General features: G+C 56.2%; 12 protein-coding genes. 7 read left to right on the top strand and 5 right to left on the bottom strand.

Annotated features, from left to right (window positions below):
- Positions 1–46: 46 nt before the first annotated feature.
- Together zntA and tcp are read left to right on the top strand one after the other, a co-directional pair.
- A complete protein-coding gene (zntA, locus tag ACLD11_RS08040) occupies positions 47–2,245 on the top strand; it encodes a Zn(II)/Cd(II)/Pb(II) translocating P-type ATPase ZntA (protein ID WP_023181732.1) in 2,199 nt (732 codons plus the stop codon).
- A 196-nt stretch (positions 2,246–2,441) separates the two neighbouring features.
- Entirely contained in the window at positions 2,442–4,085 is a 1,644-nt protein-coding gene (gene tcp, locus ACLD11_RS08035) for a methyl-accepting chemotaxis citrate transducer (RefSeq protein ID WP_411014764.1), read from the top strand.
- Positions 4,086–4,108: 23 nt separating this feature from the next.
- On the opposite strand, the gene tusA is transcribed toward tcp, so the two are convergent.
- The gene (gene tusA / locus ACLD11_RS08030; protein ID WP_001541054.1) at positions 4,109–4,354 is read right to left on the bottom strand and encodes a sulfurtransferase TusA; all 246 of its coding nucleotides are present in this window, start codon (positions 4,352–4,354) and stop codon (positions 4,109–4,111) included.
- A 169-nt stretch (positions 4,355–4,523) separates the two neighbouring features.
- On the opposite strand from tusA, the gene ACLD11_RS08025 reads away from it, so the two are divergent.
- Positions 4,524–5,189 carry a 7-cyano-7-deazaguanine/7-aminomethyl-7-deazaguanine transporter gene (locus tag ACLD11_RS08025; RefSeq protein WP_094965066.1) on the top strand — a complete coding sequence of 222 codons (666 nt, stop codon included), beginning with the start codon at positions 4,524–4,526 and terminating at the stop codon, positions 5,187–5,189.
- Between the two features lie 72 nt (positions 5,190–5,261).
- Positions 5,262–5,819, top strand: a complete 558-nt coding sequence (locus ACLD11_RS08020; RefSeq protein WP_001245277.1) for a DcrB family lipoprotein — start codon at positions 5,262–5,264, stop codon at positions 5,817–5,819.
- Positions 5,820–5,822: 3 nt separating this feature from the next.
- Here ACLD11_RS08020 and ACLD11_RS08015 read toward each other — a convergent pair whose 3' ends face one another.
- Positions 5,823–7,082 (bottom strand): MFS transporter, encoded by a 1,260-nt coding sequence (locus ACLD11_RS08015; RefSeq protein ID WP_411014763.1) that lies wholly within the window; start codon positions 7,080–7,082, stop codon positions 5,823–5,825.
- A gap of 89 nt (positions 7,083–7,171) precedes the next feature.
- Between ACLD11_RS08015 and ACLD11_RS08010 the strand changes: the two genes are divergently transcribed.
- The 3 genes from ACLD11_RS08010 to nikR all read left to right on the top strand — a co-directional run bounded on the left by ACLD11_RS08010 (position 7,172) and on the right by nikR (position 9,344).
- On the top strand, positions 7,172–8,221 hold the full coding sequence (locus ACLD11_RS08010) for an AI-2E family transporter (protein WP_000179589.1): 1,050 nt from the start codon (positions 7,172–7,174) through the stop codon (positions 8,219–8,221).
- Between the two features lie 51 nt (positions 8,222–8,272).
- Positions 8,273–8,851: a 4'-phosphopantetheinyl transferase AcpT gene (gene acpT / locus ACLD11_RS08005; protein ID WP_001649271.1), complete on the top strand. Its 579-nt coding sequence runs from the start codon at positions 8,273–8,275 to the stop codon at positions 8,849–8,851.
- A 91-nt stretch (positions 8,852–8,942) separates the two neighbouring features.
- Positions 8,943–9,344, top strand: a complete 402-nt coding sequence (nikR, locus tag ACLD11_RS08000) for a nickel-responsive transcriptional regulator NikR (RefSeq protein WP_001190057.1) — start codon at positions 8,943–8,945, stop codon at positions 9,342–9,344.
- Between the two features lie 103 nt (positions 9,345–9,447).
- Here the strand turns inward: nikR and ACLD11_RS07995 are convergent, their stop codons facing one another.
- Genes ACLD11_RS07995 through ACLD11_RS07985 form a run of 3 tightly spaced genes read right to left on the bottom strand, consistent with a single transcriptional unit; the run spans position 9,448 to position 14,377 of the window.
- Positions 9,448–10,572 (bottom strand): ABC transporter permease, encoded by a 1,125-nt coding sequence (locus ACLD11_RS07995; RefSeq protein WP_001214750.1) that lies wholly within the window; start codon positions 10,570–10,572, stop codon positions 9,448–9,450.
- The gene (gene rbbA, locus ACLD11_RS07990; protein ID WP_000202924.1) at positions 10,572–13,313 is read right to left on the bottom strand and encodes a ribosome-associated ATPase/putative transporter RbbA; all 2,742 of its coding nucleotides are present in this window, start codon (positions 13,311–13,313) and stop codon (positions 10,572–10,574) included. Before rbbA ends, ACLD11_RS07995 begins: the two co-directional genes overlap by 1 nt.
- Complete coding sequence (locus ACLD11_RS07985; protein ID WP_411014762.1) at positions 13,310–14,377, bottom strand: HlyD family secretion protein; 1,068 nt, start codon at positions 14,375–14,377, stop codon at positions 13,310–13,312. The genes rbbA and ACLD11_RS07985 overlap by 4 nt, the downstream gene beginning before the upstream one ends.
- Between the last annotated feature and the right edge of the window lie 254 nt (positions 14,378–14,631).

Raw genomic sequence — 14,631 nt, 5'->3', positions numbered from 1 at the left:
TGTATTCTCCGGTTAATGAGAAAATTATCATCAACCGGAGGACGTTATGTCGACCCCTGATACCGATGGCAAAAAAGTCCCGCCCTTTACCTCCTTCAGATTAGCCCCGGCAATACAGAAGGCCGATAGCTGCTGCTGCGAAGAACATTGCGCGTCCAGCGCGCCTGTTTCTACTGCCGTGGCAGGCACGCGCTATACCTGGAAAATCTCCGGCATGGACTGCGCCGCCTGCGCCCGAAAAGTGGAGAATGCGGTACGCCAAATTCGCGGCGTCAACCAGGCGCAAGTGCTGTTCGCCACCGAAAAGTTAGTGGTCGATGCCGACGCCGACCTCCGCGGGCAAATTGAACGCGCCGTACAGAAGGCGGGTTATACCTTGCGTAGCGAAGATTCGCGCGACGCCGCGCCTGAATCTCGTCTTAAAGAGAACCTGCCGCTTATTACGCTGATCATTATGATGGCGATAAGCTGGGGGCTGGAGCAATTTAACCACCCGTTCGGCCAACTGGCCTTTATCGTCACCACTCTGGTCGGTCTGTATCCTATTGCCCGCCAGGCGCTGCGGCTGATGAAAAGCGGCAGTTGGTTCGCTATTGAAACGCTGATGAGCGTCGCCGCCATTGGCGCGTTGTTTATTGGCGCGACGGCGGAGGCGGCAATGGTATTGCTGCTGTTCCTCATCGGCGAGCGCCTGGAAGGATGGGCCGCCAGCCGCGCCCGTAAAGGCGTCAGCGCGTTAATGGCGCTTAAACCGGAAACGGCGACCCGTTTGCGCGACGGCGTGCGGGAAGAGGTCGCTATTAATACCCTGCGACCGGGCGATATTATCGAAGTCGCCGCCGGGGGGCGTTTACCCGCCGACGGTAAACTGGTTTCCGGTTTCGCCAGCTTTGATGAAAGCGCGCTCACCGGCGAGTCTATCCCGGTGGAGCGCGCAACGGGCGACAAAGTCCCGGCAGGCGCGACCAGCGTTGACCGTCTCGTCACCCTGGAGGTGTTATCTGAACCTGGCGCCAGCGCGATTGACCGTATCCTGACGCTGATTGAAGAGGCGGAAGAGCGCCGTGCGCCCATTGAGCGGTTTATTGACCGTTTCAGCCGCATCTATACGCCAGTCATTATGGTCATCGCGCTGCTGGTGACGCTTATTCCGCCGCTGATGTTCGATGGCGGCTGGCAGGAGTGGATTTATAAAGGGCTGACGCTGCTATTAATCGGTTGCCCGTGCGCGCTGGTGATCTCCACGCCCGCGGCCATTACCTCCGGGCTGGCGGCGGCGGCACGGCGCGGCGCATTGATTAAAGGCGGCGCAGCGCTGGAGCAACTGGGCCGTATCACGCAGGTCGCCTTTGATAAAACCGGTACGTTGACCATTGGTAAACCACGGGTGACGGCGATTCATCCGGCAAGCGGTATCAGCGAAGCTGAACTGTTGGCGCTGGCGGCAGCCGTAGAACAAGGCGCTACGCACCCGCTGGCGCAGGCTATTGTCCGCGAAGCGCAGACACGCGATCTGGCGATCCCGACGGCGGAATCGCAACGAACGCTGGCCGGCACCGGGATTGAAGCGCAGGTTAACGGCGAACGTATTCTGATTTGCGCGGCGGGAAAACAGCCTGCGGCAGCGTTTGCCGGGCAAATTAGCGAACTGGAAAACGCCGGGCAGACGGTGGTTCTGGTGCTACGTAACGAGACCGTTGTTGGCGTCCTCGCCCTCCAGGATACGTTGCGTGACGATGCGCGCGACGCCATCCGCGAACTACATCAGTTAGGCGTTAACGGCGTGATTCTGACCGGCGATAACCCACGGGCGGCGGCAGCGATTGCCGGCGAGCTGGATCTGGCGTTTAAAGCCGGACTACTGCCGGAAGACAAGGTGCGGGCAGTCACCGCCCTTAACCAACAAGCGCCGCTGGCAATGGTGGGCGACGGCATTAATGATGCGCCCGCGATGAAAGCCGCCAGTATCGGAATTGCGATGGGCAGCGGTACTGACGTCGCGCTGGAAACGGCTGACGCCGCCCTTACTCATAACCGTCTGCGCGGGTTAGCGCAGATGATTACGCTGGCGCGCGCTACCCACGCGAATATCCGGCAGAACATCACCATTGCGCTGGGGCTGAAAGCCATTTTCCTGGTGACGACGCTACTGGGTTTTACCGGGCTATGGCTGGCAATCCTGGCGGATACGGGAGCCACGGTATTGGTGACCGCCAACGCGCTACGTTTGCTGCGTAAAAACTAATCTTCTCCCACCCGGCGGCATGTCGCCGGGTTATCCCGCGATATTCCTTTCTTTGTTCATATTATTCACGCGAAAATTATTTATTTTCTATTACTTATCAAACCATTAATCAGAAATAGCGTGATTTGATGTAAGGTTAATTTTTATCCAACCGATATTGATCATACCGTCTACAAAATAAGGAATGTTAGGCACTATGAAAAATATCAAAGTCATCACCGGCGTTATCGCGACGCTGGGCATATTTAGCGCCTTATTGCTGGTGACAGGAATACTGTTTTATTCCGCCGTCAGCAGCGATCGGCTGAATTTCCAGAATGCGAGCGCGCTGAGTTACCAACAACAGGAACTGGGCGGCAGTTTTCAGACATTGATCGAAACCCGCGTCACCATTAACCGCGTGGCGATACGCATGTTAAAAAATCAGCGCGATCCCGCCTCGCTGGACGCCATGAACACACTGTTAACCAACGCTGGCGCGTCGCTCAACGAAGCGGAAAAGCATTTCAACAACTACGTGAACTCCGAAGCGATCGCGGGAAAAGATCCGGCGTTGGATGCCCAGGCCGAAGCCAGCTTTAAGCAGATGTATGACGTTTTGCAGCAGTCTATCCACTATCTTAAAGCCGATAATTACGCCGCCTATGGCAACCTTGACGCGCAAAAAGCGCAGGATGACATGGAGCAGGTATATGACCAGTGGCTCTCTCAAAATGCGCAATTAATAAAATTAGCCAGCGATCAGAATCAGAGCAGTTTTACCCAGATGCAATGGACGCTGGGGATAATTCTACTTATCGTGCTCATCGTACTGGCGTTTATCTGGCTGGGGCTGCAACGCGTTCTACTCCGCCCGCTGCAACGGATTATGGCGCACATTCAAACTATCGCCGACGGCGATCTTACCCATGAGATAGAGGCCGAAGGACGCAGTGAAATGGGCCAACTGGCTGCCGGTCTCAAAACGATGCAGCAGTCGTTAATCCGTACCGTCAGCGCGGTGCGCGATAACGCAGACTCTATCTATACTGGCGCAGGTGAAATTTCCGCCGGCAGCAGCGACCTCTCTTCCCGTACCGAACAGCAGGCCTCGGCGCTGGAGGAGACCGCCGCCAGCATGGAACAGTTAACCGCCACGGTACGGCAAAACACCGATAACGCACGCCAAGCGACGGGTCTGGCGAAAACCGCATCAGAAACCGCGCGTAAAGGAGGACGCGTGGTGGATAACGTAGTGAGCACCATGAACGATATCGCCGAAAGCTCGGAAAAAATCGTGGACATCACCAGCGTGATTGACGGTATCGCCTTCCAGACTAATATCCTGGCGCTGAACGCCGCGGTAGAAGCCGCCCGCGCCGGCGAACAGGGGCGAGGATTCGCGGTTGTGGCCGGAGAGGTACGCACGTTGGCCAGCCGTAGCGCGCAGGCCGCCAAAGAGATCAAAGTGCTGATTGAAAACTCCGTGTCGCGCATTGATACCGGCTCTACGCAGGTACGCGAAGCGGGAGAAACCATGAAAGAGATCGTCAACGCCGTGACCCGCGTGACCGATATTATGGGCGAAATCGCCTCTGCCTCCGATGAGCAAAGCAAAGGCATTGAGCAGGTGGCGCAGGCGGTATCGGAAATGGACAGCGTGACGCAGCAAAACGCCTCGCTGGTAGAGGAATCCGCAGCAGCGGCGGCGGCGCTGGAAGATCAGGCTAACGAACTTCGTCAGGCGGTCGCCGCGTTCCGCATCCAGAAACAGCCTCGTCGGGAGGCGTCGCCGACGCCGTTAAGCAAAGGCTTAACGCCACAGCCCGCCACAGAACAGGCGAACTGGGAAAGCTTCTAATCAGAATGTTATCTGCCGTGCGGTTAATGCGCCTTACGCAATAAATAGCGGTACGGCAGACCCTCCGTCTCTTGCGCCAGCAAATCGTGTTCCATAAAGGTACAGAACCCCGGAATATCACGCGTCGTCGCCGGATCGTCGGCGATAATCAGCAATGTTTCGCCAGTTTGCATGTTGCGCACCGTCTTGCGCACCATCATTACCGGTTCAGGGCAACGCAGCCCCAGGGCGTCAAGCGTATGGTCAGGGGAGGAAAACAGATCGCTCATCTTCGTCTCAATGGTAGAAAAACGGCGATATTTTACGCCCATCTTCGTCAGTAAGCCAGGCAGGTTAACGATTGCGTGAAAATTAGCCATTGCAATGCCAGCGCAAAACAGTATTATGCGGCGGTTCTTTATTGGGTTCCCTCACCCCATCCAACAAAAAGGTCACAATATGACTCCGTTTACACAATCACAGCGCATAAAAGCGTTGTTCTGGCTATCGCTATTCCATTTACTGGTGATCATTTCCAGTAACTATCTGGTGCAGCTCCCCATCACTATTTTTGGTTTCCACACGACCTGGGGTGCGTTTAGTTTTCCTTTTATTTTTCTCGCCACCGATCTTACCGTGCGTATTTTTGGCGCACCGCTGGCGCGCCGCATTATCTTCGCCGTCATGATCCCTGCGCTGCTGGTGTCGTATGTGGTGTCATCGCTGTTCTATATGGGTGCCTGGCAAGGTTTCGCCGCGTTGGCGAACTTTAATCTGTTTGTCGCCCGTATCGCCGCCGCCAGCTTTATGGCCTACGCGCTGGGACAGATCCTTGATGTCCATGTGTTTAACCGCCTGCGCCAAAATCGTCGCTGGTGGCTGGCGCCGACCGCGTCAACGCTGTTTGGCAATATCAGCGATACCCTTGCCTTTTTCTTTATTGCGTTCTGGCGAAGCCCGGATGCCTTTATGGCCGGGCACTGGATGGAAATTGCGCTGGTGGATTATTGCTTTAAGGTGCTCATCAGCATTATTTTCTTCCTGCCGATGTACGGCGTTCTACTGAATATGTTGCTAAAAAAGCTGGCAGATAAATCTGAAATTTTCCCATTACCGGCAAGTTAAAGGTTCGTTTTCCGAGTTGTGATAAGATGAGCGAATGAGCCGTTATGGCCGTTTATCGAAAGGAAGAAGTCAATGCGCAATTTGGTTAAATATGCCGGTATTGGCCTGCTGGTTATGGGGCTTGCGGCCTGTGATAACAACGATACAAAAGCGTCGGCAGAAAGCGCCGCCGCAGAAAGCCAGGCCTCCGGTCAGCCCATCAGCCTGATGGATGGCAAACTCAGTTTCTCACTGCCGGCGGATATGACCGATCAAAGCGGTAAGCTGGGCACCCAGGCGAATAATATGCACGTTTATTCTGACCCAACGGGCCAGAAAGCGGTGATTGTTATCGTCGGCGATAATACCGATGAAGCGTTGCCGGTGCTGGCGAACCGCCTGCTTGAGCAACAGCGTAGCCGCGACCCGCAGCTTCAGGTCGTCACCAATAAGTCTATTGAGCTCAAAGGCCATACGTTGCAACAACTGGACAGCATTATCTCCGCGAAGGGCCAGACGGCGTACTCTTCCATCGTGCTGGGCAAAGTGGATAACCAATTGCTGACGATTCAGGTTACGTTGCCTGCGGACAATCAGCAAAAAGCGCAAACCACGGCTGAAAACATCATCAATACGTTAGTTATTAAGTAACCTTTACGATGATGATGCGGCCTCCGGCAGTGCAGACGGAGGCCGTTTTTTTAAGCGCCAGGTCAGCAATAGCGCCATCGCTACCAGCCCGGCTGCCGCCAGATAAATCACCGGCACGCCCGCCCAGGTCATCACCAGTCCCGCCAGCGGCCCGGTAACGCCCAAAGACATATCCATAAAGACGGTATAGGTCGCCAGCGCCGCGCCCTGGTTCTGCGGCGGCACGGCTTTGACGGCCACCACACCCAGCGCCGGAAAGACCAGCGAAAACCCCATCCCCGTGAGTAAAACGCCGATTTTTGCCATCCACGGCATGGCTGCCGTCCCCACCAGCAACAGACCAATAATCTCCACGCCAAAGCAGATCATGGCGACATTCAACCCGCCTAAGCGATTGATGCCGTTAGGGAACAGCAAACGCGTGCCGACAAACGCGACGCTAAATAACGTGAGCGCAAAAGCGGCGCCATCCCAGCCTTTAGCCTCATAAAATAAGGTAATAAACGTCGCGATGACGCCAAACCCTGCCGAGGCCAGCGCCAACGCCATACCATACAGCCAGACACGCCCCAGCACCGCGCGAAACGGCAGCGGCTTGCCTTTGTTCGCCTTCACCGACGGACGTGGAAGCGCTAACAGTATCGCCAACAGCGCCACGCTCATCACCGTTAGCGCCAGTCCCTGCAACCCGCCCCAGGCATAACACAGCACGCCCAGCGGCGCGCCCATCGCCATTGCGCCGTAGGTAACGATACCGTTCCAGGAGATGACCCGACCAATATGCAACGACCCGACGACGCCGACGCCCCACAGTGTCGAACCGGTGCCGGCAAAACTTTGCCCAATCCCCAAAATCACGCGACCCAGCCCCAGTAGCAACAAACTGATCAGCGGCCAGGCGCTGGCGATATCCGCCAGCAGGTAGCCGAGTCCGCTTAAAAAACAGCCGCATAAGCCAAAGACAACGATTTTTTTCGGCCCTAATACATCCGCATACCGCCCGGCATGGGGACGGCTTAACAGAGTGGCGAAGTATTGCAGGCTGATAATAAGCCCCGCCCAGAACGCGCTGAATCCCATCGCATCATGCACATAGCCGGGCAAGACGGCGAGCGGCAGGCCGATGGTCAGGTAGCTGGCAAAGTTAAACATCACAATGGAGACAATACGCAGATTGAGGCGCAATCCGTTTAGCGCCGGTTCAGCGACGGGTTCGGGCATGAGTATCACCGCATTTTTACAACATGTTTTCTTTTCTATCATGGCGCGCGGTGAAAATCAGTAGTGAGATTCAGATTATCGGTATCAGGGCAGCCGCTACACTTAGAAAAAAACACAACAAGGAAAACTTCATGGCAACCGCTCAACCTGACAAAACGGGTATGCATATTCTGCTGAAACTGGCCTCCCTGGTCATTATTCTCGCCGGGATTCATGCCGCGGCGGATATTATTGTACAACTCTTGCTGGCGCTCTTTTTCGCCATTGTTCTTAATCCATTAGTGACCTGGTTTATTCGCCGGGGCGTGAAGCGACCGCTGGCGATTACTATCGTGGTGGTCGTCATGCTGATCGTGCTTACCGCGCTGGTGGGTGTGCTTGCCGCATCGCTTAATGAATTTATCGCTATGCTGCCTAAATACAGCAAGGAACTGACGCGTAAAGTCTTACACCTTCAGGAGTTAATGCCCTTCCTGAATTTACATATGTCGCCGGAACGTATGCTCCGCGGGATGGACTCCGATAAAATCATGCTCTTCACCACAACATTAATGACCGGCGTATCGGGCGCGATGGCAAGCATTGTGCTGCTGGTGATGACCGTGGTTTTTATGCTGTTTGAGGTGCGTCACGTGCCTTATAAATTACGTTTCGCGCTAAACAATCCACAAATCCATATTGCCGGCCTGCACCGCGCCCTGAAAGGCGTCTCGCATTATCTGGCGCTGAAAACGCTGCTCAGTTTATGGACGGGCGCGATTATCTGGCTGGGGCTGGCGTTAATGGGTATTCAGTTTGCGCTAATGTGGGGCGTACTGGCCTTTTTGCTCAATTACGTTCCTAATATCGGCTCGGTGATTTCCGCCGTTCCCCCCATGATTCAGGCGCTGTTATTTAACGGCTTTTACGAGTGCGTACTGGTCGGCGCGCTCTTTTTGGTGGTCCATATGGTGATTGGCAACATTATGGAGCCACGCATGATGGGCCATCGTCTGGGAATGTCCACGCTGGTGGTATTTCTTTCGTTATTGGTCTGGGGATGGCTATTAGGCCCGGTCGGGATGCTCTTGTCCGTTCCTTTGACCAGCGTCTGCAAAATCTGGATGGAAACCACTAAAGGCGGCAGCAAACTGGCGATCTTACTGGGGCCAGGCCGACCGAAAAGCCGTTTACCGGGATGAGGCGACAGATGCTACAATCTCCTCTTCTTCATAGGCAACGTTGGTCCTGATATGTACCAGATCGTTCTGGGAAAAGTGTCAACATTAAGCGCAGGTCAATTGCCCGACGCGTTAATCGCTCAGGCACCGCAGGGCGTTCGCCGGGCAAGCTGGCTGGCCGGGCGCGTGCTGCTTTCCCGTGCGCTCTCGCCGCTACCGGAAATGGTGTATGGCGAACAGGGTAAACCGGCTTTTTCCGCCGGAACGCCGCTGTGGTTTAACCTCAGCCATAGCGGCGACACTATTGCTCTGTTGCTTAGCGACGAAGGTGAAGTCGGCTGCGATATTGAAGTGATCCGCCCGCGCGATAACTGGCGTTCGCTGGCAAATGCGGTATTCAGCCTCGGCGAACATGCTGAAATGGAAGCGGAACGTCCGGAGCGACAACTGGCGGCCTTCTGGCGTATCTGGACGCGTAAAGAAGCCATCGTAAAACAACGCGGCGGCAGCGCCTGGCAAATCGTCAGCGTGGACAGCACGTTGCCCTCTGCCTTGTCGGTCAGCCAGTGTCAGCTCGATACGCTCAGTCTGGCAGTCTGTACCCCCACACCGTTTACGCTGACGCCGCAGACGGTAACGAAAGCGTTATGACACATTAATTTTTCCCTCTGGCGGCGGACGTGTGTTACAAAATGCGGAGCTTCCCATGCGCCGACGCGCCATACCAAAAGGTTTAAGTCAGATGCAACGTGTCACCATCACCCTCGATGACGATTTACTGGAAACGCTGGACAGCCTGAGCCAGCGACGCGGCTATAACAATCGCTCCGAAGCGATCCGTGATATTCTGCGCGGCGCTCTGGCGCAGGAGGCCACCCAGGAACACGGTACACAGGGTTTCGCGGTACTTTCATATGTTTATGAACATGAGAAACGGGATTTAGCCAGCCGCATCGTCTCCACCCAGCATCATCATCATGATTTATCCGTCGCCACGCTGCACGTCCATATCAACCACGATGACTGTCTGGAGATCGCCGTTCTGAAGGGCGATATGGGCGACGTACAGCATTTTGCCGATGATGTTATCGCCCAGCGCGGCGTGCGCCACGGCCACTTGCAGTGCTTGCCGAAAGAAGACTAACGCCCCAGCGCCTTGCCGGGGGGGGCTTCGCTTGCCCGGCCTACGTTCGCACGTCTGTCGTTTGTAGGCCAGATAAGGCGCAGCCGCCCTCCGGCAATAATGTTTACGCCATCGTGCCAATCGTTTTTCTGAAGCGTAACAGCGCTATCAGGAAGAACACGCCGCCTATCGCCAGCAGGGTCAGGAACTGCGGCCAGACGATACTCAAACCTGCGCCGCGATAAAGAATCGCCTGGGCAAGACTGACAAAATGCGTCGTCGGCATGGTCAGCATAATATCCTGCACCGCCTGCGGCATACTTTCGCGCGGCGTGGAACCGCCGGAAAGCATTTGTAGCGGCAACAGTACCAGAATCATTAATAACCCCAGCTGCGGCATCGAACGGGCAATGGTGCCCATAAAAATCCCAATTGAAGTGGTAGCGAACAGGCTCAGCGCCACGCCCAACATAAACAATGGGATCGATCCTTCAATCGGTACGCCAAGTACGCCTTTCACCATCAGCATCAAAGACAAACCGGAAACCACCAGCACAACCAGCCCCATCGACCATACTTTCGCCATCATGATCTCAAAGGGCGTGACCGGCATCACCAACAGATGCTCTACCGTGCCGTGTTCTCGCTCGCGGATCAGCGCCGATCCGGTCAGCACTATCGCCAGCATGGTAATGTTGTTGATAATCGCCATCACGCCGCCAAACCACGCCGGGTCCAGATTCGGGTTAAAGCGCATCCGAATCTCCAGCGACACCGGCTGAACGTTATCTCCCCGCGCGCGCGCCACAAAGCTGTTGACCTCGCCGCTAATAATATTCTGGATATAACTGTTGCCGGTAAACGCCTGGCTCATGCGCGTCGCATCGACGTTAACCTGAATATCAGGCTGACGTCCGGCCAGCACATCACGCTGGAAATTCGGCGGAATATTGACCGCAAAGGTATAGCGTCCGGCATCCAGTCCGGCATCCATTTCCGTTGCCGTAATCATCTCCGGCGGCAGAAACCACGGGCGGTAAAAACTATTCACAATACGGTTCGACAACTGTGACTGATCCATATCGGCGATGGCGATAGGGGCAAGATGCAACGAACCGGGCAGGACGGTAGCGGAGGAGTAAACCGAAATCGTAAAGGCGAAGACGATCAGCGCCAGCATCGCTTTGTCGCCCAGCAGACTGCGCAGTTCTTTAACGCCGAGATTATAAATATTACGTAATCCGCGCATTACCCCTCCTGTTTTTTCAGCAGCAGAATGCTCAGACCCATCACCACCGGGACGGCAATCAGTAACGGCATAAATAACGGCCAGAGATCGGACAGATCCAACGCTTTGGAAAACGTCCCACGCGCGATCGTCAGAAAATGGCTGGTCGGGTAGATCTCGCCGATCCATCTTCCCGGTCCTTCCAGCGAAGCCACCGGATCGATCATGCCAGAAAATTGTGTTGCCGGAATGAGGGTAATAATCGACGTCCCAAAAATAGCGGCGATTTGGCTCTTCATAAACGTGGAGATCAGCAGCCCCAGACCGGTGGCGATGATGACGTAAAGCAGCGCCGCGAGGGTAAGCGTGAGAAAGCTGCCTTTCAGCGGCACGCCGAACACAAAGACCGACAGCGCGCACAGTAGCAAAAAGTTCAGCATACCCAGCGCGATATACGGCAGTTGTTTACCCAGCAAAAATTCGCTGCGCGTCGTCGGCGTTACGTACAGATTAATCATCGACCCCAGCTCTTTCTCCCGCACCACGCTCAGGGCGCTAAGCATTGACGGGATCATCATGAGCAGCAGCGGAATGACCGCCGGAACGATAGCGGGCAGACTTTTCACATCCGGATTATAGCGATAGCGCGTTTCAATGTTGAGCAGCCCGGTCTGTTTAACCGGGTTCGGCTGACGACTCGCCGCCTCCTGCAGCCAGCTTTGGTGCATCGCCTGAACGTACCCCTTCACCGTCTCGGCGCGGCTGGGCATAGCGCCATCCACCCAGACGCCAATCTGCGCTGGCGTACCGCGAGCAATATCGCGGCCAAAATTAGGCGGGATCTCAATGGCAACCGCCAACTCTCCCGAACGCATCCGCCGGTCAAGCTCGTCATAGCTGGCGAGCGGCGGCTGTTCGATAAAATAGCGCGATCCCGCCAGATTGAGCGACCATGCCTGGCTGCTGACGGTTTGATCGCGGTCGAGTACGGCAAAACGCAGGTTCTCCACGTCCATACTGATGCCATAGCCCATAATCAGCATCAGAATTACCGTTCCCAGCAGCGCCAGCGTCGAGCGTACCGGATCGCGGCGTAGCTCCAGCGCTTCGCGGCGACTGTAGCTGAACAAACGCCGGAAGCTCAATCCCTGCCGCGACGGTTTACCTGACGCGGCAGGCGTCTGGGATGGCGGTATTGGGGTTTCAGGCGCCGCTCCCGCAGCTTCCTGTAGCCAGGAAATAAACGCCGCTTCCAGATTGGCCGCGCCCCGCTGTTGCACCAATTCCTGCGGCGTCCCGCTGGCGAGCACTTTACCGGCGTGCATCAATGACATTCGGTCGCAACGTTCCGCTTCGTTCATAAAATGGGTCGAGATAAAAATCGTCACCTTATCCTGACGCGAAAGATCGACCATAAGCTGCCAGAACATATCCCTGGCGACCGGATCAACGCCGGACGTTGGCTCATCAAGAATCAGCATTTCCGGGCGATGGATCACCGCTACCGCCAGCGATAAACGCTGGCGGATACCGAGCGGCAACGAAGCGGGGAGCGTATCTTCCACCTCCGTTAGCATAAAGCGTTCGATCATCTGCGCGACGCGCGCCGGGATCTCCGCTGGCGGAATATGAAACAGGCGGGCATGAAGTTCCAGATTCTGCCGCACGGTGAGTTCGTTATAGAGCGAAAAAGCCTGCGACATATACCCGACCCGGCGACGGGTATCGATGTCGTTCGGGTCTACCGGCTGGCCAAATAGCCAGGCCTGGCCTTCGCTGGCGGGAAGCAGACCGGTCAGCATTTTCATGGTGGTCGATTTGCCGCAACCGTTTGAACCGAGGAAGCCAAAAATCTCGCCGCGCGGAATGCGGAAATTAACATGGTCAACCGCGACAAACTTACCGAAGCGCATGGTCAGATCTTTCGCCTCAATGGCAATCTCTTCCTGCTCAGCGTGATAGGGGGGGATCACCACTGGCTTATGCGCCTGACGCTGCGCTTCTGGCAACAGGGCGATAAACGCCTGCTCCAGCGTCGCACTATGGGTTTTTGCCCGCAGTTGCTGCGCGCTGCCGGTTGCCAGTATCTCGCCCGCATTCATCGCCACCAGCCAGTCAAAACGCTCCGCCTCTTCCATATAGGCCGTTGCGACCAACACGCTCATATTGGTCTGCCGTTGGCGGATACTGTCGATTAAGTCCCAGAACTGAGCGCGGGAGAGCGGGTCCACGCCGGTGGTAGGCTCATCAAGAATCAGCAATTCCGGGTCATGAATCAGCGCACAGCACAGCCCCAGCTTTTGTTTCATCCCACCGGACAGCTTCCCGGCAGGACGGTCACGAAACGGCGCCAGGCCGGTGCTGTTCAGTAGCTCGGTAATACGCGCTTCGCGTTCAGCTTTGTCATGACCAAAGAGACGAGCGAAAAAATCGACGTTCTCATAAACCGATAGCGTGTGATAAAGGTTTTTCCCCAGCCCCTGCGGCATCCAGGCGATGCGCGGACAGACGTCGCGGCGATGTTTCGCATCGCGCATATCGCCGCCCAGGACGATAACGTTCCCTTGCTCAATCACCCGCGCGCCAGAAATCAGCGACAGCAGGCTCGACTTACCCACCCCGTCCGGACCAATCAGCCCGACCATACTACGGGCGGGAATGTCCAGCGTGATATTGTTCAGCGCGACCGTTTTTCCGTAATGCTGGCTCACCCCCTCAAGCTGCGCCACGGGAGGAACAGGCACCAGCGTCAGCGACGTCATTGCGACAGCCTCACGCTTAGAGCGTCAGGCCAGGGCACGCGCTCGTCCAGACGAACCCAGGCCATTCCCGGCAAACCGGTTTTGACATATTCCAGATGCTGTCGCAGCAGCTCTGGCGGAATACGCGCCTTCACTCGGAACATCAGCTTCAGCCGTTCATCGTGGGTTTCCACGGTTTTGGGCGTGAACTGCGCCACGCTGGCGACAAAACTGATCGTCGCCGGAATACGCAGATCCGGCGCGGCGTCCAGCACCAGTCGCGCTTCGCCGCCGATCTTCAACAACCCCGCCTGTTCGGTCGGCAGGAAAAATGTCATATAAACATCGCTGAGATCGACCATGTTCAGCACCCGGCCGCCAGCCGATAACACTTCGCCCGGCTCCGCAACGCGGTACTGCACGCGTCCATCGCGCGGCGCTTTTAATTCGCTGTCGTCGATGTCGGCGGCAATACGCCGCTCGGTCGCCTGCGCCGCTTCCACACGCGTTTGCGCCTGGATAATACTGGTACGCGCAGCCTCAATCGCCGCTTTTGCCGCAGATACCTGCGCTTTGGCGGTCTCCAGGGCGGCGCGCGCGCTTTCCGCCGCCGCGCGATCGTCATCTAACTGTTGTACAGATACCGCGCCACGCTGCGACAGCGAACGGGAACGCACGTGACGTTTAGAGACGGAGTCCAGCTCAGCTTCCCGCTGTTTGACGACCGACTGCGCGGCGCGCATTTCACTCTGGCGTTGCTCCAGCAAGGCACGGGCGGCGGCAACTGCGCTCTCGGCCTCTTTAATCTGCGCAATCGCCTCCAGCCGCTGCTCCTGCAATACGCGGGTATCCATTTTCGCCAGCACCTCGCCCTGACGAACGAACTGCCCTTCCGAAACGAGGATGGTATCAATACGCCCGGCAATCTTAGTGGCAATATCCACTTCGGTGGCTTCAATTCTGCCGTTGCTGGCGGCAAACCCCTCCGGTATTCCCGCAGGGCGCAGCATCCACCAGGCTATCGCGGCCATCGCCACAAGAATCCCCGCACCCCACCACACCAGATGACGCTTCATTTTGTCCATAATCGACCCGCCGTAATCCCTGTTGTCTAACCATGCGTGCCACAAAGTCCGCCGGGCGTGCGCTCAGCGGGGGTTTCCATCCGGGATAAGAATGAAAAAAGAAAAGGGGCCAGACGACGAGCAGACGCCGATGAAGCGCTCGCCGTCAAAGGGAGTGAATGATGTAGGTACCCGAAAAAGAGGGAGTAATGTTGTCATCATCAGCGTTCCTGGCCGTAAATGAAACACGCATACTCATAACTGCTATAAATCGA

Origin of the sequence: Salmonella sp. 741265116_PST (assembly GCF_046567715.1) — a bacterium.
GTDB classification, from domain to species: domain Bacteria; phylum Pseudomonadota; class Gammaproteobacteria; order Enterobacterales; family Enterobacteriaceae; genus Salmonella; species Salmonella enterica.
Note: the sequence above shows the minus strand (reverse complement) of the source record. Positions and strands in the feature narration are given on the sequence as shown.